Raw genomic sequence first — 21,210 nt, 5'->3', positions numbered from 1 at the left:
GGTGGCCCGGCGCGGTGACACCGCGTCGGGCCACCGCCCGACTTTGGGGAAGGCCCCATGGGACGCTATGTGATCCGGCGCCTGCTGCAGATGATCCCGGTGTTCATCGGCGCCACGTTCCTGATCTTCGTGATGGTGTACGCGCTCGGCGACCCGGTGGCCGCGTTCTTCGGCGACCGCGCCCCCGACCCCGCCACGGCCGCGCAGATCCGGCACCAGTACGGCCTCGACAAGCCGTTGTGGCATCAGTACCTCGACTACATGGGGAACATCTTCACCGGTGACTTCGGGACCGCGTTCAACGGGCAGCCCGTCACCGAACTGATGAAGAGCGCCTTCCCGGTGACGCTGCGCCTGACGCTGGTCGCGATCTTCTTCGAGATCGTCATCGGCATCACCTTCGGTGTGATCACCGGTATGCGCCGCGGCCGCCCCATCGACACCTCGGTGCTGCTGATGACGCTGGTCGTGATCTCCATCCCGGTCTTCGTGCTCGGCTATGTGCTGCAGTACGTGATCGCGGTGCAATGGGGCATCGGCGAGCCATCGGTATCGCCGGAAGCACCGCTCAACGAACTGATCCTGCCCGGCATCGTGCTGGCGCTGGTCTCCCTGGCGTACGTCACCCGGCTGACCCGGACGTCCATCGCCGAGAACACCCGCGCCGACTACGTCCGCACCGCCGTTGCCAAGGGGCTGCCCCGGCGCCGCGTCATCCTGCGGCACCTGCTGCGCAACTCGCTCATCCCGGTCATCACCTTCATCGGGACGGACATCGGCGGCCTCATGGGCGGCGCGATCGTCACCGAGCGGATCTTCAACATCCAGGGTGTCGGATACCAGCTCTACCAGGGCATCCTCCGGCACAACTCAGCGACAGTGGTCGGCTTCGTCACCATCCTGGTGATCGTCTTCCTGCTGGCGAACCTGCTCGTCGACCTGCTCTACGCGGTCCTGGACCCGAGGATTCGGTATGCCTGAGGAGTACGACCGATCGAACGAGTCCGTCGCCCCCACCGGCATGGGCGGAGGGATGGACCTGGCCGCCTCCGAGGCCCAGACGCTCGATCACGGGCCGGGCCACGGACCGCAACCGGGCGGCCCGACGGGCAAGCCCCGCAGTCTGTGGTCCGACGCCTGGCACGACCTGCGGCGCAACCCGATCTTCATCATCTCCGCGCTGCTGATCCTCTTCCTGATCGTCATCTCGCTGTGGCCCTCGCTGATCGCCAGCGGCAACCCCCTCCAGTGCGATCTGTCCAAGTCCCAGCAGGGCTCCCAGCCCGGCCATCCCTTCGGCTACGACAACCAGGGGTGCGACGTCTACACCCGCACGGTCTACGGAGCCCGCGCGTCGGTCACCGTCGGCGTCTGCGCCACGGCGGGCGTCGCGCTGCTGGGCGGCATCCTGGGCGGGCTGGCCGGCTACTTCGGCGGCGCCTGGGACGCGGTGCTCTCCCGGATCAGTGACATCTTCTTCGCCATCCCGATCATCCTCGGCGGCCTGGTCTTCCTGTCGGTCGTCACCAACTCCACGGTGTGGCCGGTCATCGGCTTCATGGTGCTGCTCGGCTGGCCGCAGATCGCCCGTATCGCGCGCGGCTCGGTGATCACCGCCAAACAGAACGACTACGTCCAGGCGGCCAAGGCGCTGGGGGCCAACCACACCCGCATCCTGCTGCGGCACATCGCCCCGAACGCGGTCGCCCCGGTGATCGTGGTCGCGACCATCGCGCTCGGCACGTACATCGCGCTGGAGGCGACGCTGTCCTGGCTCGGGGTGGGCCTCAAGCCGCCGACCGTCTCCTGGGGCATCGACATCTCGGCGGCGTCCACCCAGATCCGCAACGCACCGCACATGCTGCTGTGGCCCGCGGGCGCGCTGAGCATCACCGTGCTCGCGTTCATCATGCTCGGCGACGCGGTGCGCGACGCCCTCGATCCCAAGCTGCGCTGACGGAGGCGTTCCATGACCAGCCTGATCACGCAGGTCGAGCAGGATCCGCCGGACCCGCAGGGGGTCCTGCTGGACGTGCGGAACCTGCACGTCGAATTCCGCACCCGCGACGGGGTCGCCAAGGCCGTCAACGGCGTCGACTACACGGTGAGCGCGGGCGAGACGCTCGCGGTGCTCGGCGAGTCGGGCTCGGGGAAGTCGGTGACCGCGCAGGCGATCATGGGCATCCTGGACTCGCCGCCCGGCTTCGTCACCCAGGGCGAGATCGTCTTCCAGGGCCAGGACCTGCTGACGATGGGCAAGGAGGACCGCCGCAGGGTGCGCGGCGAGCGGATGGCGATGATCTTCCAGGACGCGCTGTCCTCGCTGAACCCGGTCCTGAGCGTCGGCGAGCAGCTCGGCGAGATGTTCACCGTCCACCGAGGGATGTCGCGCAAGGACGCCAAGGTCAAGGCGATCGAGCTGATGGAGCGGGTGCGCATCCCCGCGGCCAAGCAGCGGGTGGGCGACTTCCCGCACCAGTTCTCCGGCGGTATGCGCCAGCGCATCATGATCGCGATGGCGATGGCCCTGGAGCCCGACCTGATCATCGCCGACGAGCCGACGACGGCGCTGGACGTGACGGTCCAGGCGCAGGTGATGGAGCTCCTCGCGGAGCTCCAGCGCGAGCTGCACATGGGTCTCATCCTGATCACCCACGACCTCGGCGTGGTCGCGGACGTCGCCGACAAGATCGCGGTGATGTACGCGGGCCGGATCGTTGAGACCTCGCCCGTGCACGAGATCTACCGCAAGCCGGCCCACCCGTACACCAAGGGCCTGCTCCGGTCGATCCCGCGCCTGGACCAGAAGGGCCAGGAGCTCTACGCGATCAAGGGCCTGCCACCGAACCTGCTGCACATCCCGGCCGGCTGCGCGTTCAACCCGCGCTGCCCGATGGCCCAGGACATCTGCCGCACCGATGTGCCGCCGCTGTACGAGGTCAGCGAGACACGGGCCAGTGCCTGTCACTTCTGGACGGAGACCATCGGTGAGTGAGACCACGACCCACTTGACGAAGGAGCCCGCCGTCGCGCCGGACAGGGAGCCGATCCTGAGTGTCCGCGGTCTGGTCAAGCACTTCCCGTTGACCCAGGGCATCCTCTTCCGCAAGCAGATCGGCGCGGTGAAGGCGGTCGACGGGGTCAACTTCGACCTCTACCGGGGCGAGACGCTCGGCATCGTCGGGGAGTCCGGCTGCGGCAAGTCCACCGTGGCCCGGCTCCTGATGAACCTGGAGACGGTGACGGCCGGTCAGGTGCTCTACAAGGGCGAGGACATCACCAAGCTGTCGGGGAAGGCCCTCAAGGTCGTCCGCCGCAACATCCAGATGGTGTTCCAGGACCCGTACACGTCGCTGAACCCGCGTATGACGGTCGGCGACATCATCGGCGAGCCGTACGAGATCCACCCGGAGGTCGCCCCGAAGGGCGACCGCCGCAAGGCGGTCGAGGACCTGCTGGACGTGGTCGGCCTCAACCCCGAGTACATCAACCGCTATCCGCACCAGTTCTCCGGCGGCCAGCGGCAGCGCATCGGCATCGCCCGCGGCCTGGCGCTGCGCCCCGAGATCATCGTCGCGGACGAGCCGGTCTCCGCGCTGGACGTGTCGGTGCAGGCGCAGGTGGTGAACCTGATGGGGCGGCTGCAGGACGAGTTCAACCTCTCGTACATGTTCATCGCCCACGACCTGTCGATCGTCCGGCACATCTCGGACCGGGTCGGCGTGATGTACCTCGGCAAGATCGTCGAGATCGGCAACGACGACGAGATCTACGAGCACCCGACCCACCCGTACACCCAGGCGCTGCTGTCGGCCGTCCCCGTTCCCGACCCGGACGCCCGCGACCGGCGCGAGCGGATCATCCTCGTCGGCGACGTACCGTCCCCGGCCAACCCGCCGTCCGGCTGCCGGTTCCGCACCCGCTGCTGGAAGGCGCAGGAGCGCTGCACGCTGGAGGAGCCGCTGCTGGCCGTCCCGGCGGTCTTCCGCGGGCTCGACTCACCCGCCGCGCACGACAGCGCCTGCCACTTCGCGGAGGAGAAGCAGGTGGTCCCGACGGAGGAGTGACCGGGCGGGCGCGGCCCCCCGCGGCCGTCAGGACGCGCGCACGCCACGGCCCGTACCCGGGTGCTGCTGGGGTGTCCGGGTACGGGCCGCGGGCCGAACGGAGGACGGAAGCCCGGGTCAAAGGGTCTTTTCGGCCGCCCCCTCGATCGCGGCCAGCGCCGGGTCGAGGATGATGTCCTCTTCCCTTGCCGCGATCGTCGGTTCTTCGGGGAAGTGGCACGCCGTGAGGTGGCCGTCCCGGTTGCCGCCGAGCTGGATCAGCGGTGGTTCCTCCGACGCGCACACATCGCGCGCCTTCCAGCAGCGCGTACGGAACCGGCAGCCCGACGGCGGGTTGATCGGGGACGGGACGTCGCCGGCCAGCCGGATGCGCTCCCGGTCCTCCCCGTCGATGTCGACCTCGGGGACCGCCGAGAGCAGCGCGTGGGTGTACGGGTGGCGCGGCCGGTTGTAGATCGAGTCCCGGTCGCCGACCTCGACGATCTTGCCGAGGTACATCACCGCGACCCGCTGGGTGAAGTGCCGCACGATGGCCAGGTCATGGGCGATGAAGAGGAAGGCGATCCCCATTTCCGCCTGGACCTTCTGCAGCAGATTGACGACCTGCGCCTGGATCGAGACATCGAGGGCCGAGACGGGTTCGTCGGCCACGATGAGTTTCGGTTCCAGGGCGAGGGCCCGGGCGACGCCGATGCGCTGCCGCTGGCCGCCGGAGAATTCATGCGGAAAGCGGTTGTAGTGCTCGGGGTTGAGTCCGACGGTCTCCAGCAGTTCCCGGACCCGTTGTTCGCGGCCACCGGGCGGATTGATGTTGTTGATCTCCATCGGCCCGCCGATGATCGTTCCCACCGTCTGCCGCGGATTGAGCGACGAGTACGGGTCCTGGAAGATCATCTGAATTTCCGAGCGGACCGGCATCATCTCCTTGCGGGTGGCACGGGTGATGTCCCGGCCCCGATAGGAGATCTTTCCGCCGGTCGGTTCCAGCAGCCGGGTGATCAGCCGGCCGGTGGTGGATTTGCCGCAGCCGGACTCACCGACCAGACCGAAACTCTCACCGGTGTGGATGGTCAGATCGATACCGTCGACCGCCTGGACCGCACCGACCTTGTGCTTGATCGGAAATCCGGCGTGGATAGGGAAATGCTTGGTGAGGCCGGTGACTTCGAGCAGCGTCTCTCCCGAGGCGCCGTCGCGCGGTGAAGGGACCGCGTCGGCCTTGGTGATGGTGGTGTCCTTGCTCATGATGCTCGCCCCAGATGACCGGTCAGCCCAGCCGGGGCTGAATCTTCTCGATGAATACGGACTGCTTCTGCTCTGCGGTCAGATGACAGGCGGACCCCCGGCCCGCCGGCAGGTCCGGCCGGTCGGTCGCGCAGCGCGTACCGCCGACCAGGTCGAGGAACTCGCACCGGGGGTGGAACGCGCAGCCGGTCGGCGGATTGAGCAGGCTCGGCGGAGTGCCGGGGATCGGGCTCAGCGGTTCGTTGACGTCCGAGGACAGCCGCGGCATCGAGCTGAGCAGACCCCAGGTGTACGGGTGCTGGGGGGACTTGATGACCTCCCGCACCGAGCCGCGCTCCACGGCCCGGCCCGCGTACATCACCAGCAGATCGTCCGCGATCTTGGAGACGACGCCCAGGTCGTGGGTGATCAGGATGATCGCCGAGCCGAACTCCTGCTGGAGGTCCTTGAGCAGGTCCAGGATCTGCGCCTGGACGGTGACGTCGAGTGCGGTGGTCGGCTCGTCCGCGATGAGCAGGTCCGGGTTGCAGATCAGCGACATCGCGATCATCGCGCGCTGCCGCATACCGCCGGAGAACTGGTGCGGATAGTCGTCCACCCGGGTCTTGGGCTGCGGGATGCCGACCTTCTCCAGCATCTCGATGGCCTTCGCCCGGCCCTCGCGCTTGCTCGCGCCGGTGTGCTTCATGAACGGCTCGGCGATCTGCCGGCCCACCGTGTAGTACGGCGAGAGCGCCGTCAGCGGGTCCTGGAAGATCATCGCCATCTTGTTGCCGCGCAGCTTCTCCAGGGTGCGGTTGCTCGCCCCGGTCAGCTCCTGTCCGTCCAGCAGGATCTCGCCGGTGACGGTGGTGCTCATCGGGTTGTGCAGCCCGAGCACCGTCAGGTTCGTCACGGACTTCCCGGAGCCCGACTCCCCGACGATGCCCAGCGTCTTGCCGCGTTCGAGGTCGAAGGAGAGCCCGTCGACGGCCTTCACGATGCCGTCCTCGGTGGAGAACCGCACATGCAGATCACGCACGGAGAGGAACGGATCGGACCCGGGCAGGGCCGGTTCTCCCTCGGTCTTGGTCATGGTGGTCACTGACGGGGCTCCTAGGAGAGGCGCACGCGCGGGTCGATGAACGCGTAGGCGGCGTCCACGATGATGTTGAACAGGACGATCAGGGCGGCGCTGAACAGCATCACGCCCATGAGCATCGGCAGGTCCGTCCTGAGCACCGAGTCCACGGCCAGTCGTCCGATGCCCGCCAGCGAGAAGGTGAACTCGGTGATCATGGCGCCGCCCAGCAGGGTGCCGATGTCCAGGCCCAGCATGGTGACGATCGGGATCAGCGAGCCGCGCCACGCGTACCGGAAGAACACATAACGGCTCGACATGCCCTTGGCGCGGGCGGTGCGGACGTGTTCCTCCTGCAGCTGGTCGATCATCGTGGACCGGGACATACGCGTGTAGCCCGCGGTGAAGATGATCGACAGGACACACCAGGGGATGAGCAGTCCGCTGAACCAGCCGACGGGATCCTCACTGATCGGGACGTACTTGGGCTGGTCCATGATCTGGTTGTTGTAGACCAGCAGGGCCAGCACGATCGGGCCGACGAAGTAGATCTGCATCGAGCTGAGCACCAGCGACACCGAGCTGAAGAACTTGTCGATGAAGGTGCCGCGCCGCCAGGCGGCCAGCATGCCGGCGCCGAGACCGACGAGCAGGAAGACCACGATGCCGCCGGCCGCGAGCGAGAGCGTGAGCGGGAAGCGGTTGAGGATGGTCGGCCAGACCGGGTCCGAGTTGGCGAACGAGTAGCCGAAGCAGGGGGCGCTGCAGTCGCCGACGCTGAAGTGGCGGCCCGCGAAGATGCCGACCATGTAGTGGAAGTACTGGACCGGGATCGGCTCGTCGAGACCGAGGTTCCGGTGGATCAGCGCGATGTTGTCGGGGGTGCAGTTCTTGCCGCAGGACAGCAGTGCCGGGTCGTGCGGGATCGCGAAGAACAGGAAGTAGGTGAAGGCGCTGATGAAGAGCAGGATGACTAGCGCGCCGAGCGTCCGGCGTACGAGGAATCGAAGCATGACAGTCGCAGCTCTCAGAGGACGGCGGCGGTGGGCTGTGCCGCCCGCCGGCGGGACCGGGACCCGGTCCCGCCGGAAGGCGTCTGCGGTGCTTACTGGTTGACGAAGAGCTTCGTCAGGTCGATTCCGGAGGTGACGTTGTTGTAGACGACGCCGCCGACCTTGGAGCCGAAGAGCTGGAGCTGCTTGTAGAACACCGTCGGGACACCGGGGATCACGTCGGTGGTGATGTAGGCGTTGAGCTTGAACCACTCGTCAGCGGCCTTGACCGGGTCGGTGATCGCCTTGATGCGGTCGATCTCCGAGTTGATCTTCGGGTCGTTGACGTGCGAGTAGTTCGGCGCCTGGTCGGCGATCGTGCGGCCGTCGAAGACCGGCGGGATGACGGTCAGGGTGCTCGGCCAGTCCGCGCCCCACGCGCTCGCGTAGATGTCGTAGGGGTTGTCGACCTTGCCGATCAGGTCGTAGTACGTGTCGGACGGCAGGTCCTTGCGCTGGACGTCGAAGCCGGCCTTCTTGAGCGCGTCCGCGATGGCGACCGAGTACTCCTGGCCCGCGGCGGTGTTGATGTACGCGTACGTGATCTTGGTGTTGAGCTTGCCCGCGTCCGTGAGGATCTTCTTCGCGGCGACCTGGTCACCGTCGGGCTTGGCGACCTTGCCCAGCGGGTCGCTCTTCTGGTAGCCGGCGAGGGTCGGGCTGATGTAGCCGCCCGCGTACTCGGCTCCGTACGAGGCACCGAGGGCCTGCCAGACCGGCTTGGTCGGGATGGCCAGCGCCAGCGCCTTGCGGATCTGGAGGTCGGTGATCTTCTTCATGTTGAAGTTGATCTGGCCCACGAACGGCTGGTAGCCGGAGACCGTGCGCTTGAAGATCGAGGCGGTCCCGACGACGGTCGGGGTGCTCTTGGTGTCCACGGCGTTCGCGAAGCTCAGCGACGTCTGGTTCTCACCGGCGTCCGACATCAGGCGCTTGGTGGAGTCCGGTGCCTGGTGGTTGAACGTGATGTCGAAGGTGTCGACGTACTGGTGGCGCGCCGGGTCGGTCTTCGGGTCCCAGTTGGTGTTCTTCACGAGCGTCATGGACTTGCCGCTCTCGAAGGACTTGATCTTGTACGGACCCGACGCGACCGGCGCCTTGTCGTACTTCTCCTTGGTGTCCTTCGCGGAGTCGACCACCGCGTAGCCCGCCATGGCCATCAGGTACGGCGTGTCCGGCTGCGCCGTCGGGAAGTGGAAGACGATGGTCTTGGCGTCCGGGGTCTGCAGCAGCGAGTCCGGCAGGTGCGCGCCCTTGTACGGGCCGTCCGGGAGCAGCTTGCGGTAGTCGGAGCCTGCGGTGTTGGCGAGCCACTGCTGGAGGTAGGCCGGGCCGTTGGTGATGAACGGCGCGAACAGCCGCTCCACCGACCAGCGGATGTCCTTCGAGGTGATCGGCGTGCCGTCCTCGAACTTGACGCCGTCCTTGAGCGTGTACGTCCAGGTCTTGCCGGCGTCGGTCTCCTTGCCGCTGTCGGTGGCGAGGTCGCCGACGACGGTGTACTTGCCCTTGCTGTCGAGCTTGTACGTCGTCAGACCGCGGTGCAGGAGGGTGGCGAGCTGGCCCTCGTTGCTGACGTAGATCTGGCCCGGGTCGAGGTGGGTGTAGCTGTCGCGCTCCAGGGCGTGCAGCGTGCCGCCGGGCTTGGCGCCCGGTACCTCTTCGGCGGGACCCGTGGAGGCGGCGGCGTCACCGAAGGTGATCTGCGACTGCTGCTGCTTCGCGTTCTGGTCCTGCTTGTCCTTGGTGTCGTTCTTGCTCGTACCGCCGCCGCCGCTGCTGCACGCGGTGAGCATCAGCGCGCCCGCCGCCACGGCCACCAGGGTGGCCTTCGTTCTACGCATGTAGACCGTCATAGCTGTCTCTACACCTACCTGTTCGTCGATGGCTGTTGTGCTGACTGACTCATCCGGTGCTGGGGCGGCGGTGCGCCCCCGCGGTACGGCTTCAGCGTCCCGATTTCGGGTCGAACGCATCCCGGACCGAGTCCCCGAGCAGGTTGAACGCGACGATGAAGATCACCATGGCGATGCCGGGGAAGAACATGTAGGTGATGTCGTTCTGGGCGATGTCACCACCCTTGGCGAACATCCGGCCCCAGTCCGGCGTGGGCTCGATGATGCCGACGCCCAGGAAGGAGAGGCCGGCCTCCGCGGTCACGAAACCGGGAAGCATGAAGGTGGCCTGCACCAGGATCGGAGTGACCAGGTTCGGCAGCAGCTCGCGGCGGACGATGCGCCACGACGACGCACCGGTGACCTTGGCCGCCTCGATGAACTCCCGTTCGCGCAGGCTGAGTACCTGGCCACGCAGGATGCGGGAGAGGCCCATCCAGCCGAGGAACCACTGGACGGCGATCAGCGCGGTGACGCGCAGGTAGGTGGGCGTCTCGTCCTGCGGATCGACGAAGATCGCCACCACGATCGGCATGAAGGCCACGAAGAACAGCTGCGAAGGGAACGCCAGCAGCAGGTCGGAGACGCGGCCGATGAAGTAGTCGGCCCGGCCGCCGAGGTAGCCGGAGGTGATGCCGAGCAGGATGGCGGTCGTCACCGTGGCCAGGGTGACCGCGACGCTGATGAACAGCGAGGTGCGGATCCCGTACAGCAGCTGGGTGAAGACGTCGCGGCCGAGCCCCGGCTCGATGCCGAACCAGAAGCTGCTGCTCACCCCGCCGTTGGGCGCCACCGGGTACCCGAACTCGTTGAGCAGGTCGGAGTTGTTCTGCCCGTAGAGGGTGTAGGGGTCCTTGCCGTACAGCTTGGAGATCACCGGCGCCAGGATCGCGATGGCGAAGAAGAAAATGACTACGAACGCGGAGAGGACTCCGGTACGGTCGCGTTTGAAGCGCCGCCACATGAGTTGGCCGGGGGAGAAGCCGACGATGTCGCCGGCCTGTTTGCCCAGGCCCTGGGTCTGAGCCGCCGGGTCGATGGAGCCGTCATCGGCGTCCGTGACCACGGCCTGGGTTTGACTCGTCATAACGAATGCCCCCACACCAGGAGTCTGTCGTCGCGACTGAAAACTTCGTCGCGGGTTGAGCGGACTTTGGCAATGGATTCATCCTCCAGTCAAGGGGGTGGCGGGGGAAGAAACTGCGCATGGGCTCTTCTTGAGCGAAGATTGTGCAGATTGCCGCGCCAGCGTGCTTGACAATGATCCTTTTCGGACGGCATTTGAGGATCTTTGCGGATCAAACGCGTTTACACGTAAGCAACTTGACTGTCGCAACACCGATATACGGACGTAGCACTCTGAACAGCGTACGGCCGTGCGGGTGCCGTGAGCCGGCCGGGACACCTGAGGGTGCCCCGGCCGACTGCCGTTCGGGGAAAGCCTGTTCCCCTCCCTGATGTACGGGTATATCTATGGGAACGGTGTGCCTGGGGGGAGATGGCCTTGAATCAGGGCAATGTGCTCGCGCGGGGAGCGCGGGTCGCGGGCGGGATCATTTGTGTCGTTCTCATTGCTGCAGAGATCATTTGGATCGGCCGGGACATCGGCAATGTGGGCGTGAAAGACACATTTCTGACCTGGATCGGACGTATTTTCTCTGGTCAGCAGCATGCGCCGCTCGGCACGTCCATCACGGACGTGATTCTGGTGGTGATCTATCTGGGCGCCCTGCTGGCGGCCGCGCAGCCGATCGCCTCCGGCGCCTTCGTGACGGCCGGAGTGCTCACGCTGCTCTACCGGCTCCCACTGCTGTGGATCCTGACCGAGGACGAAACCCGGGGCCTCCACCTGCGGGACCGTGCGCTGTACACCGCGATCGGTGCGGTCCTCGCCGCCGTGGCGCTCATCGTCGTCGCGGCCGCCGGACGGCGCCCGGTGGTCTCACCGGCCGACGGTGAGCCGCCCGCTCCGCCGCGCACCGGACCCGCGATCTTCGGCGGGCTGCTGCTGATGTTCCTCGCGCTGGCGTCCGTCGCCTGGGAGGCGTACTACATCCAGCACTTCACCTCGGACCGCATGGGACCGTTCTCGTACTGGCGCCAGTTCACCGGGAAGCAGCCCTCCGGCGTCCTGCTCGCCCCGCCGGGTTTCTGGGTGGACTGGGTGGTGATCGTGCTGTGCGTGGTCGCCGCGGTGCAGGCGTTTGCCAGGAAGCCGGTCGCGCGCCCGCTGGGCATGGCACTGGGGTGGCTGCTGGCCGCCTACGCGGTGTTCACGCTGGACATCTACGCCAAGCAGAAGATGCTCTTCGAGTTCGGCGACCTGGACACCACCGACATCCTGCAGCAGCTCACCTCCGTCGTGGAGGTCGTCGTGGGAATCCTGATCATCCTGCTGCTCGCGCTGCGCGGCACACACCGTCCGCCGGTAGTGCCCGCCTGGGGGGCGCCAGGAGGTCAGTACGGCGCGTGGGGCGCACCGCCCGCCCCAGCCCCGTACAACGACGCCCCGTACGGCCAGTCGCCGTTCGGCGGCCCGCCGCCCCTCCCGCCGGAGTACCCGCCGAACACGCCACCGCGCCCCCAGACACCGCCCGGCTGGTAGCGGGCGGGACTGCGGGCGCGGAGCGCGCGGCTTCTGCCACCGGTGGTTACGCGACGCCCAGCGTCCGCTTGAGGAACGCCACCTGGAGCAGCAGCAGGTTCTCCGCGACCTCTTCCTGCGGGGTCATGTGCGTGACCCCGGAGAGCGGGAGCACCTCGTGCGGCCGGCCCGCCGCCAGCAGCGCGGAGGACAGCCGCAGCGAGTGCGCCACCAGGACGTTGTCGTCCGCGAGACCGTGGATGATCATCATCGGCCGGACCTGGTCCGCCGCACCCGACAACCCCTCGTCGGTGACGAGGGAGTTGGCGGCGTACACCTCGGGGTGCTCGTCCGGGTGGCCGAGGTAGCGCTCCTGGTAGTGCGTGTCGTACAGCCGCAGATCGGTGACGGGCGCGCCGACGACGCCCGCGTGGAAGACGTCGGGGCGGCGCAGCACGGCGAGCGCGGAGAGATAGCCGCCGTACGACCAGCCGCGGATGCCGACCCGGTCCAGGTCCAGCGGGTACGACCCGGCCAGCGCGTGCAGCGCGTCGACCTGGTCGTCCAGCGTGATCCCGGCGAGATTGCCGACGACGGACTTCTCCCAGGCGGGGGAGCGGCCGGGGGTGCCGCGACCGTCCGCGACGATCACCGCGAAGCCCTGGTCGGCGAACCACTGCGAGACCAGGTGGGCGTTGTGCGCCGACACCACGCGCTGGCCGTGCGGCCCGCCGTACGGGTCCATGAGGACCGGCAGCGGCCCGTCGCCCTCCCGGTATCCGGTCGGCAGCAGGACCGCCGCCGGGATCCGGCGTTCGCCCGCCTCGGTCAGCCGGACGACCGCCCGCAGCGCCGGCTGCTGGGCGTACGAGGTGATGACGGCGGCCGGCTTGTCGTCCCGCAGGACCCGCACCCGGGCGCCGGCGGTCTCCAGCGTCGCGGAGGTGAGCACCGTCAGAGGCCCGGAGCGGACCGCGGAGTGCACGCCGGGCTCGTCCGAGACCCGGGTGACGCCGTGTTCGCCCACCCGGTAGACGTGGATCTCGCCGATCTCGGGGGTGTCCGCCGCGGCCCCGGCCGACGCCGAGACGAGGACGTCGTCCGCGGTGATGTCGAGCACGGCCCTGATGTGCAGCTGCGCGCCGGTCAGCGGTCGGTCGCCGACGACCAGGACGCGCGCCCCGGCCCGCCCGTCGCCCGCCACCACCCCTTCAGGGAGCTTCGCGCCCCCCTTGATGTCGGCGATCCGGACCAGCTTCCCGTCCGGCGTCCAGGCCGGCACCCCGGGGAAAAGATCAAGCCAATCCTGATCTTCCTCGGCGTGCACCGGGTGGGTGCGGCCGGAGTCGGTGTCGACGCTGAGGAAGAGCTGACTGCGCTGGTCACGCGCCTGGACGAGCAGAACGGGCGGGCCGGCCGCCGACCAGTGCACCTGCGCGAGATACGGGTAGCGCTCCCGGTCCCACTCCACGTCCACCCGGGAACCGTCGAGGCCGACCAGCGCCAGCGTCACCACCGCGTTGGCCGTACCGGCCGCCGGGTAGGCGATCTCGGCCGGGCGGCGGCCCGGATGGGCCGGGTCGGCGATCCACCAGCGCTGTACGGGGGTCTCGTCGACCCGGGCGGCCAGCAGCCGCTCACCGTCCGGCGACCACCAGAAGCCGCGGCTGCGGCTCATCTCCTCCTGCGCGATGAACTCCGCCAGCCCCCACGTCACCTCGTCGCCGTCCGGCTCCGCGAGCGCCCGGTCGTTGCCGCCGTCCGCGTCGACGACCCGGAGCGCGCCGCCCGCGCCGTACGCCACCCTGCGCCCGTCGGGCGACGGCCGGGGGTCGACGACGGGGCCCGCGGTGGTCAGCTCGCGCGCCGTCCCGGCCCGCAGCTCGGCCACGAACAGCCGCCCGGAGAGCGCGAACGCCGCCAGCTCCACGGCCTGGTCCACCGCATAGCCGACCACCCCGGACGACCCCTCACGGCTGCGCTCCCGCCGCGCCCGCTCCTGCGCGGAGAGCTCCTCGCCGGCCCCCGCCAGCAGCGCCGCCGGATCCGCCGCGATGCGCTCCTGACCGGATTCCGGATCGAGGATCCACAGCAGATTCGACGCGTCGGTCCCGGACCGGGACCGCAGGAACGCCACGCGCTCCCCGTCCGGCGAGACGGTGAACGCCCGGGGTGAGCCCAGCGAGAAGCGCTGCGTCCGGGCGTGCTGACGTGGAAACGAGAGCTCTTCAGTCATGCCACCGACCCTAGAGGGCCGTACCGGCGTCGACCGGGTCTGGCGGAAAACCGGCTATGCGCCCCCGCGTGCTTCCGTGCACCGAGATATGCGGTGGCACGGAAAGTTATGATCAGTTGCCGTGTGTGGGTAAGGGTTAGTAGCAACTGGCAAGTGTCGTGCCCCTGCGTACCTGGGAGGTGAGCCGTTGTGGCGCTATCGATTTCGGCGGTGCTGCTGCTGCTGATCGTCGTGGCCCTGCTGGTCAAGAAGTCTGGGCTCAAAGGCGGCCACGCGGTGGTCTGCACGCTGCTCGGCTTCTACTTGGCGAGCTCCTCCGTGGCCCCGACGATCCAGCAGCTGACGACGAGCGTCGCGGGCATGATCGGGGGCTTCAAGTTCTGAGGGGCACGCACCGGGTCGTTACGCTCTTCCCATGAGCGATCTCCCTCCCAGGCGGCTGCTGCTCGTCCATGCGCACCCGGACGACGAGTCGATCAACAATGGCGCGACGATGGCCAAGTACGCGGCCGAAGGCGCCCATGTCACCCTCGTGACCTGCACTCTCGGCGAAGAGGGCGAGGTCATCCCGACCGATCTCGCGCATCTGGCCGCGGACCGTGACGACACCCTCGGCCGGCATCGCATCGGAGAGCTCGCAGCGGCCATGAAGGAGCTCGGGGTCACCGATCACCGCTTCCTGGGCGGGCCCGGCCGCTACCGCGATTCGGGGATGATGGGCGTCGTCCAGAACGAGAACCCGGACTGCTTCTGGCAGGCCGACGTGGACGAGGCCGCCGGCCATCTTGTGGAAGTCATCCGCGAGGTCCGGCCGCAGGTCCTGGTCGCCTACGACCCGAACGGCGGCTACGGGCACCCCGACCATATCCAGGCGCACCGTGTCGCGATGCGCGCGGCCGAGCTGGCCGCGGCCGAGGGCCACGCCATCGAGAAGATCTACTGGAACTGCGTACCGCGCTCCGTGATCGAGGAGGGCTTCGCGGCCCTCGAGGCGGCCGGCAAGGAGATCCCCTTCGAGGGGATCGCCTCGGCCGACGACGTACCGGGCGTGGTCGACGACGCGAAGGTGACGGCGGCGATCGACGGGACCGCGTACGGGGAGCGCAAGGCCGCGGCGATGCGCGCCCACTTCACCCAGATCGCGGTGGACGGCCCGTTCTTCGCCCTCTCCAACGACCTCGGGCAGCCGCTGTTCGCCTCCGAGTACTACGTGCTGGTGCAGGGGACCGCGGGCGCGGAGCGCGAGGACGACCTGTTCGTCGGGGTGCGGGTATGAGGCCGGCCACGACGGCGGGTGCGGGCAAGGAAGCACAGCGATCGGCGGGCCGCGCGGGGATGGGCGGCACGGGCCGGACCGTGTCGTATCTCGTGCTCGGGGTGCTCGCCGCGCTGGTCGGCGGGGCGGGCGCGCTGGTCCAGGACGGCTGGTTCCCCGGCGGGCTGCTGCTCGCGCTGGCGGGCGTCGCGGGGCTGTTCTACGGCGGGGTGAAGCTCACCGGCACCCGGTTGGGAGCGGCGGTACCGGGCGCCGTGTGGCTGATCACCGTGATGCTGCTGAGCTCCGCGCGACCCGAGGGCGACTTCCTCTTCGCGGCCGGTATCGGCCCGTACATCTATCTGTTGGGGGGAGCACTCGCGGGAGTGGTCTGCGCCACTTTGCCGCAATTGCCCTCATCCGGGGCTAATGACTCCCGACTTGGCGGCTGACCCGCTGTCCGTGGTGTGCTGAGGAGCGAGCGTTCCACCGGTCACGGGGATCGCTCCGGCGCCGCCCAGTATGGTGGTGCGCGCTGGCGAGCCGCCTGAGGATGGCCGTGAGGTGGCGAAGCTAACCGGGAGAGCCTGCTTTGAGTCGTGAAACTGACAGTTCGTCCTCCGGGAACCAGGGGGGTCGCGGCGGGGCCGCGTACCCGTCGGGGACCCCGCCGTACGGAACCCGCCCGTTTCCGTCGCTGCACCCGCAGGAGGGGTCGCAGGACGGCGACGCCACGCCCGAGGCACCGGTGCCGCCGGCCGCCGAGGAGCCCAGGACCGAGACCACGATGACCACCAGGATCCGGATCAACATCCCCGGATCCCGGCCGATTCCGCCGCTGGTCATGCGGACCCCCGTCGAGGACCGCACGCCCGCGGAACCGTCCGGCGACCCCGACCCGGGCCGCCCCGCGTTCAGTTGGAACGCCGTGCCGGCGCCCGCGCCCGCTGCCGAGCCGGCCGGGGAACCGGAGCCGGACGAGGCCCCCGGGCCGGAGCGGACCAGCGACTGGTTCGCCCCCCGGAAGACCTCCGCGGCGGCTCCCGCGCCGTCCCCCGCACCGGGTCCCACGCCGCCTCCGGCATCGGACAGTACCCAGCCGATCAGCGTCGCCGGCCTGCAGTTCCCCGACGACGTCCGCGACCCCCGGCCGGCCGGCGGACAGCCGACGGCGGGCCCGTACCTGGCGCCGCCGATGGGCACCCCGCTCGGTGGCCCGGGAGCCTTCCCCGGGAACCGGGACGACACCCCGTGGCCCGGCTCGAACCCGCTGGCCCCGCAGGACCCCGCGTTCAGCGACCCGTCCTACCGCGATCCCGGCTTCGCCGACCCGGCGTTCAACGGCCCCCCGTTCGGGCCGGGCGGAGCGCCCGGTGAGGGCGACCGCAGCACGCCTTTCCCCGCCTACCAGCCGCCCGCGGGCCAGGGTCCGCAAGGACCGGCGGGACCGACCACCGGCCCGGTGACCGGCGCGGCGCGGCTGCCCCTGGCGGGCCAGCCCGCCCCCGGCACCACCGGGCCCGGTGCTCCCGCCGCCCCCGGTGCTCCCGGTGGGCGCGTGTCGGGCGACACGCTGGTCAGCGGCATCCCGACGGTGCCCGCCGGCCCCAGGACGCCCAAGCCGCCGGCCGCCGGCGAGGACTCCTACCGCTTCGAGGCGGACAGCACTCCGGCGAAGCCCAAGGGCCGCTCCAAGGTGATATTGGCGGGCGGCCTCCTGGTCTTCCTCGCGGGTATCGCCTACGGCGCCGGCCTGCTGATGAACCACGCCGAAGTGCCCAAGGGCACCACCGTCCTCGGTGTCGACATCGGCGGGAAGTCGCGCGACGAGGCCGTCAAGGCGCTCGACGCGAAGCTCGGCAACCGCATCACCGCCCCGATCAAGGTGAAGATCGGCGCCCGGACGCTGGAGCTCAAGCCCTCGGTGGCCGGCCTCTCCATCGACAACCTGGCCACCGTCCGCTCCGTCGCGCACACCGACTACAACCCGGTCTCGGTGATCGGCTCGCTCCTCGGCGGAGCGCGGCCGGCCGAACCCGTGCTCGTCGAGGACGACGAGAAGCTGAAGTCCGCGCTGCAGAACCTGTCGCAACAGGCGGCCGGCGGATCCGGTTCCGAGGGCATGGTGAAGTTCGTCAGCGGCAAGGCCGTCGGCGTACCCGGCACCCCGCGGCAGGCCGTCGACGTCGACGGCTCGATGAAGAAGGTCACCGACGCGTACCGGACCCGCGCCGAGACCGGCCGGGACCAGTTGGTGGAGCTGACCGCCACGACCGTGCAGCCGAAGGTCACCCAGGCCCAGATCGACGAGGCGATCGCCGGCTTCGGCAAGTCCGCGATGGCCGGGATCGTCACCGTGAAGGCCGACGGCTCGCACAAGGTCCCGTTCGGCCCGAACAAGTCGCTGCCCAAGTTCCTGACGATGGTCGCGGACGCCAACGGCAAGCTCCAGCCGTCCTTCGACCTGGTCGTCCTCAAGGACCTGTACGGCAAGGCGTTCACCGGCGTGCTCATCGTGCGGGACAACGGCACGAAGTCCGCCGTCACCCCGAAGGACGTCGCCGACGCGATGCTGCCGGCGCTGAACTCGTCGGACCAGTCCAAGAAGACCGTGGTGATCCCGCACGTGGCGAAGTAGCGCCAGGTCGTATCGTCCTGGGCCCCCGGCAGCGGTCCGGACCATGACATCTGTCATGCGGAAGACACGATGTCCGGCACTGCCGGGAGGGCCCGCCGCTCGGCGAAGCTGATGCCATGACCGCACCAGCCGTACAGACCGCGACCGACGGGCCCACTACGGGCGAACCCGTGGTCGGCTTCAGCGGCGTGAACAAGAGCTTCGGCCCTGTGCACGCTGTCGCCGACCTCACCCTGACCCTGCACCCAGGCGAGACCGTGGCGCTGCTCGGTCCCAACGGGGCCGGCAAGTCCTCGGCCCTCGATCTGCTGCTCGGGCTGCGCAACCCCGACTCCGGCGGTATCGAGGTCTTCGGCACCACCCCGGCGCAGGCCATCGCGCAGGGCCGGGTCGGCGCGATGCTGCAGAGCGGCGGCCTCATGGAGGACGTGACGGTGCGGGAGATCATCTCCCTGGCCTGTGCGCTGCACCCGCGTGCCTACCCGGTGGACGAGGTGCTGGCCACCGCCGACATCACCGACATCGGCGACCGCAAGGTCAACAGGCTCTCCGGCGGCCAGGAGCAGCGGGTCCGCTTCGCGCTCGCCACCGCCGGCGACAACGATCTGATCGTGCTCGACGAGCCGACCGTCGGGATGGACGTCACCGCCCGTCAGGCGTTCTGGGCGACGATGCGCCGCCGGGTCGACGAGGGCCGCACGGTGCTGTTCGCCACCCACTACCTGGAGGAGGCGGACGCGATCGCGGACCGCGTCCTGGTCCTGCACCGCGGCCGGCTCATCGCCGACGGCACCGCCGCCGAGATCAAGGCGCGGGCCGGTGCCCGCCGGATCACCTTCGACCTCCAGGGCGCGATCGACGAACCCGCGCTCAGGGCGCTGCCGCACCTGGTGGGCGTCGAGGTGTCCGGGGCCACCGTCCGGATCCGTTCCGACGACGCCGACGCGACGATGCACGCGGTCTACGGCCTGGGGCTCTACCCCCGCAATCTCGAAGTCGCGGGCCTCGGCCTGGAGCAGGCGTTCCTCGCCATCACCGACGCGGCATCCGCCGAGGAGGCGGAAGAGCGATGAAGACTCTGATCAAGCTGGAGATCCTGCGCGTCCTGCGCAACAAGAAGTTCATGTTCTTCTCGGTGATCTATCCGCCGCTGCTCTTCCTGATCATCACGGCGGGCACCGACCCCAAGGCGAAGCTGCCCGGCACCGATCTGTCGACGGTCGCGTACTTCATGGTCGCGATGTCCGCGTTCGGTGCCATGACGGCCGTCCTGATGGGCAACGCCGAGCGGATCGCCCGGGAGCGCGAGAAGGGCTGGGTGCGCCAGCTGCGGCTCACCGCGCTGCCCGGCCGCGGCTACGTCACCGCGAAGATCGCCTCGGCGGCCACCATCAGCCTGCCGTCGATCCTGCTCGTCATGATCGTCGGCGCGGCCGTGAAGCAGGTGCGCCTGGACGCCTGGCAGTGGGTCGCGATCCTGCTGTGCAGCTGGGCCGGCAGCTTCGTCTTCGCGGCGCTCGGGGTGGCCATCGGCTACGTCGCGTCCGCCGATGTCGCCCGGCCGATCTCGATGATCGCCTACTTCGCGCTGGCGCTGCTGGGCGGTCTGTGGGTGCCCTTCACATCCTTCCCGCAGTGGATGCAGAACATCGCCCAGTACCTGCCGGCCCGGCCCTACGCGGCGCTCGGCCAGGCCGTCGAGCTCGGGGACGCCCCGCATGTGAAGGACATCGCGATCCTGCTGGTCTATCTGCTGGTCTTCGCGGGCGGCGCGGCGTACCTGTACCGCAAGGACACCCAGAAGGCGTGACACCGTGAAGCCCGTGAAGTCCGTGAACCCCGCCGACGGCGCCCGCGCCGGACGAGAGAACTGGGCGCCGTGGCGCGCGGAGCTGGAGGCCGCCGACTCCACCTCCATGGGCCGCGTGCCGGAGACCCGCAGGCAGGCCGTGGTCAAGCTGCTGTGGATCGCCATCTGGATGCTCTACCTGGGCGCCCCGGTGGACGACCTGGTGCACGGCGGCCACGGGACCGCGGTGGTCGTCCTGGCCTCGCTGGGCCTCACGGGATTCGTCATCGCCTATCTGTCGCTGGTCTTCCTGCGGACCAACACCGAGGAGGAGAAGCGCTGGGTGTACTGGGTGCTGTGCGCCCTCGCCGGGCTGGCGGCGGTCACCTCGGCGACCCTGGGCAAGCCCTGGCTGGTGCTCTTCGTCTACGTCTCGGTGGCGTGCGGGGCGGTTCTGCCGCCGACCCGGTCCCGCTGGCTGATCCCGGCCGCCACCGGGGCGCTCGCCCTCATCGGCTCCTTCGTCGACACCCAGCGGGACCTCTTTCCGGCGCTGCTGATCCCTTGCCTCCTCGGAGGGTTCGCGATGGTGGGCATCAGACAACTCGTCCAGACGATGCGGGAGCTGCGCGAGGCGCGGGAGACCGTGGCGCAGCTCGCCGCGACCGAGGAACGGCTGCGGCTCGCCCGTGATCTGCACGATCTGCTCGGCCACTCGCTGTCCCTGATCACGCTCAAGAGCGAGCTGGCCGGCCGGATGCTCCCGGACCGGCCGGTGGACGCCGCGCAGCAGGTCGCCGACATCGAGAAGGTCAGCCGCCAGGCGCTCGTCGACGTCCGTGAGGCGGTGAGCGGCTACCGCCGCCCCACGCTGGCCACCGAACTGGCCGGAGCCCGCACCGCGCTGGCCGCCGCCGGCATCGCCGCCGACCTCCCGGTGGAGCTGCCGCCCACCGCGGCCGCACAGGACGACGGAACGTCCCCGGCGCTCGCCCCGGACACCGAGGGCGCGCTGGCCTGGGCCCTTCGTGAGGCGATCACCAACGTCATCCGGCACAGCGGCGCCACCCGCTGCGTGATCACCCTCACCGAGCGGTCCGACGACGGCGCCGGCACCGTCGTCCTCACCGTGACGGATGACGGCCGCGGCCCCGCCGGCGGCCCCGGCAACGGCCTCTCCGGCCTGGAGGAGCGCCTGCTGCTCGCCGGCGGCAGCCTCACCACCGGCCCGGCGGCGCCGACCGGTTTCACGCTCAGCGCGAGCGTGCCACGGCGTACCCCTGTGGTGACGGTTCCGCCCCTCGCCTGACCTGGTACGCGGCGGCGTCGCGTCCCCCCGTTCGGACGTGTGCCGGTTTCCCGCGGAGCTCCGTCGGCTACCTGTCACCA

18 protein-coding genes are annotated in these 21,210 nt (G+C 69.3%); 12 read left to right on the top strand and 6 right to left on the bottom strand.

All coding sequences use genetic code 11. The features are described from left to right. Positions 1 to 57: 57 nt before the first annotated feature. From C6N31_RS01165 to C6N31_RS01150, 4 genes are read left to right on the top strand one after another with little or no spacing between them, the layout of a single operon-like run. A complete protein-coding gene (locus C6N31_RS01165) occupies positions 58 to 981 on the top strand; it encodes an ABC transporter permease (protein ID WP_138351031.1) in 924 nt (307 codons plus the stop codon). Continuing rightward, a complete protein-coding gene (locus tag C6N31_RS01160; protein WP_138351030.1) occupies positions 974 to 1,957 on the top strand; it encodes an ABC transporter permease in 984 nt (327 codons plus the stop codon). Before C6N31_RS01165 ends, C6N31_RS01160 begins: the two co-directional genes overlap by 8 nt. A gap of 12 nt (positions 1,958 to 1,969) precedes the next feature. After that, positions 1,970 to 2,995, top strand: a complete 1,026-nt coding sequence (locus C6N31_RS01155; protein ID WP_138351029.1) for an ABC transporter ATP-binding protein — start codon at positions 1,970 to 1,972, stop codon at positions 2,993 to 2,995. After that, positions 2,958 to 4,067, top strand: coding sequence for an ABC transporter ATP-binding protein (locus tag C6N31_RS01150; protein ID WP_381586416.1), 1,110 nt, complete (start codon positions 2,958 to 2,960; stop codon positions 4,065 to 4,067). Before C6N31_RS01155 ends, C6N31_RS01150 begins: the two co-directional genes overlap by 38 nt. A 117-nt stretch (positions 4,068 to 4,184) precedes the next feature. Here the strand turns inward: C6N31_RS01150 and C6N31_RS01145 are convergent, their stop codons facing one another. The 5 genes from C6N31_RS01145 to C6N31_RS01125 all read right to left on the bottom strand — a co-directional run bounded on the left by C6N31_RS01145 (position 4,185) and on the right by C6N31_RS01125 (position 10,406). Continuing rightward, positions 4,185 to 5,312, bottom strand: a complete 1,128-nt coding sequence (locus tag C6N31_RS01145) for an ABC transporter ATP-binding protein (RefSeq protein WP_138351027.1) — start codon at positions 5,310 to 5,312, stop codon at positions 4,185 to 4,187. A gap of 22 nt (positions 5,313 to 5,334) precedes the next feature. Beyond that, on the bottom strand, positions 5,335 to 6,396 hold the full coding sequence (locus C6N31_RS01140) for an ABC transporter ATP-binding protein (protein WP_138351026.1): 1,062 nt from the start codon (positions 6,394 to 6,396) through the stop codon (positions 5,335 to 5,337). An 11-nt stretch (positions 6,397 to 6,407) separates the two neighbouring features. Continuing rightward, positions 6,408 to 7,385, bottom strand: coding sequence for an ABC transporter permease (locus C6N31_RS01135; RefSeq protein WP_138351025.1), 978 nt, complete (start codon positions 7,383 to 7,385; stop codon positions 6,408 to 6,410). A gap of 92 nt (positions 7,386 to 7,477) precedes the next feature. After that, entirely contained in the window at positions 7,478 to 9,268 is a 1,791-nt protein-coding gene (locus C6N31_RS01130) for an ABC transporter substrate-binding protein (RefSeq protein WP_138351024.1), read from the bottom strand. Positions 9,269 to 9,371: 103 nt separating this feature from the next. Continuing rightward, the gene (locus C6N31_RS01125) at positions 9,372 to 10,406 is read right to left on the bottom strand and encodes an ABC transporter permease (RefSeq protein ID WP_232484655.1); all 1,035 of its coding nucleotides are present in this window, start codon (positions 10,404 to 10,406) and stop codon (positions 9,372 to 9,374) included. Between the two features lie 531 nt (positions 10,407 to 10,937). Here C6N31_RS01125 and C6N31_RS01120 point away from each other — a divergent pair. Next, on the top strand, positions 10,938 to 11,924 hold the full coding sequence (locus C6N31_RS01120) for a hypothetical protein (protein ID WP_138351023.1): 987 nt from the start codon (positions 10,938 to 10,940) through the stop codon (positions 11,922 to 11,924). Between the two features lie 46 nt (positions 11,925 to 11,970). Here the strand turns inward: C6N31_RS01120 and C6N31_RS01115 are convergent, their stop codons facing one another. Further along, positions 11,971 to 14,139: a S9 family peptidase gene (locus tag C6N31_RS01115; protein WP_198357016.1), complete on the bottom strand. Its 2,169-nt coding sequence runs from the start codon at positions 14,137 to 14,139 to the stop codon at positions 11,971 to 11,973. A gap of 189 nt (positions 14,140 to 14,328) precedes the next feature. On the opposite strand from C6N31_RS01115, the gene C6N31_RS01110 reads away from it, so the two are divergent. The 7 genes from C6N31_RS01110 to C6N31_RS01080 all read left to right on the top strand — a co-directional run bounded on the left by C6N31_RS01110 (position 14,329) and on the right by C6N31_RS01080 (position 21,130). Beyond that, complete coding sequence (locus C6N31_RS01110; RefSeq protein ID WP_138351021.1) at positions 14,329 to 14,523, top strand: hypothetical protein; 195 nt, start codon at positions 14,329 to 14,331, stop codon at positions 14,521 to 14,523. Positions 14,524 to 14,554: 31 nt separating this feature from the next. Further along, positions 14,555 to 15,415, top strand: coding sequence for an N-acetyl-1-D-myo-inositol-2-amino-2-deoxy-alpha-D-glucopyranoside deacetylase (gene mshB / locus C6N31_RS01105; protein ID WP_138351020.1), 861 nt, complete (start codon positions 14,555 to 14,557; stop codon positions 15,413 to 15,415). Continuing rightward, the gene (locus tag C6N31_RS01100; protein WP_381586408.1) at positions 15,412 to 15,846 is read left to right on the top strand and encodes a DUF6113 family protein; all 435 of its coding nucleotides are present in this window, start codon (positions 15,412 to 15,414) and stop codon (positions 15,844 to 15,846) included. Before mshB ends, C6N31_RS01100 begins: the two co-directional genes overlap by 4 nt. A gap of 140 nt (positions 15,847 to 15,986) precedes the next feature. Continuing rightward, positions 15,987 to 18,032, top strand: a complete 2,046-nt coding sequence (locus tag C6N31_RS01095; RefSeq protein ID WP_187145000.1) for a VanW family protein — start codon at positions 15,987 to 15,989, stop codon at positions 18,030 to 18,032. A gap of 116 nt (positions 18,033 to 18,148) precedes the next feature. After that, positions 18,149 to 19,105, top strand: coding sequence for an ABC transporter ATP-binding protein (locus C6N31_RS01090; protein ID WP_198357015.1), 957 nt, complete (start codon positions 18,149 to 18,151; stop codon positions 19,103 to 19,105). Next, positions 19,102 to 19,842: an ABC transporter permease gene (locus C6N31_RS01085; RefSeq protein WP_138351018.1), complete on the top strand. Its 741-nt coding sequence runs from the start codon at positions 19,102 to 19,104 to the stop codon at positions 19,840 to 19,842. Before C6N31_RS01090 ends, C6N31_RS01085 begins: the two co-directional genes overlap by 4 nt. 106 nt (positions 19,843 to 19,948) lie before the next feature. Beyond that, on the top strand, positions 19,949 to 21,130 hold the full coding sequence (locus C6N31_RS01080) for a sensor histidine kinase (protein WP_198357101.1): 1,182 nt from the start codon (positions 19,949 to 19,951) through the stop codon (positions 21,128 to 21,130). The last annotated feature ends 80 nt before the right edge of the window (positions 21,131 to 21,210 follow it).

Source organism: Streptomyces fildesensis (assembly GCF_016107395.1).
Taxonomy (GTDB): Bacteria; Actinomycetota; Actinomycetes; order Streptomycetales; family Streptomycetaceae; genus Actinacidiphila; species Actinacidiphila fildesensis.
The sequence above is the reverse complement of the archived record's forward strand: the minus strand, read 5'-3'. Positions and strand labels throughout refer to the sequence as shown.

Coding starts and splice junctions, on each gene's coding strand:
- C6N31_RS01165 (WP_138351031.1), top strand. CDS start 58: ATGGGACGCTATGTGATCCGGCGCCTGCTGCAGATGATCCCGGTGTTC.
- C6N31_RS01160 (WP_138351030.1), top strand. CDS start 974: ATGCCTGAGGAGTACGACCGATCGAACGAGTCCGTCGCCCCCACCGGC.
- C6N31_RS01155 (WP_138351029.1), top strand. CDS start 1,970: ATGACCAGCCTGATCACGCAGGTCGAGCAGGATCCGCCGGACCCGCAG.
- C6N31_RS01145 (WP_138351027.1), bottom strand. CDS start 5,312: ATGAGCAAGGACACCACCATCACCAAGGCCGACGCGGTCCCTTCACCG.
- C6N31_RS01135 (WP_138351025.1), bottom strand. CDS start 7,385: ATGCTTCGATTCCTCGTACGCCGGACGCTCGGCGCGCTAGTCATCCTG.
- C6N31_RS01130 (WP_138351024.1), bottom strand. CDS start 9,268: ATGCGTAGAACGAAGGCCACCCTGGTGGCCGTGGCGGCGGGCGCGCTG.
- C6N31_RS01125 (WP_232484655.1), bottom strand. CDS start 10,406: ATGACGAGTCAAACCCAGGCCGTGGTCACGGACGCCGATGACGGCTCC.
- C6N31_RS01115 (WP_198357016.1), bottom strand. CDS start 14,139: ATGACTGAAGAGCTCTCGTTTCCACGTCAGCACGCCCGGACGCAGCGC.
- mshB (WP_138351020.1), top strand. CDS start 14,555: ATGAGCGATCTCCCTCCCAGGCGGCTGCTGCTCGTCCATGCGCACCCG.
- C6N31_RS01100 (WP_381586408.1), top strand. CDS start 15,412: ATGAGGCCGGCCACGACGGCGGGTGCGGGCAAGGAAGCACAGCGATCG.
- C6N31_RS01090 (WP_198357015.1), top strand. CDS start 18,149: ATGACCGCACCAGCCGTACAGACCGCGACCGACGGGCCCACTACGGGC.
- C6N31_RS01085 (WP_138351018.1), top strand. CDS start 19,102: ATGAAGACTCTGATCAAGCTGGAGATCCTGCGCGTCCTGCGCAACAAG.
- C6N31_RS01080 (WP_198357101.1), top strand. CDS start 19,949: ATGGGCCGCGTGCCGGAGACCCGCAGGCAGGCCGTGGTCAAGCTGCTG.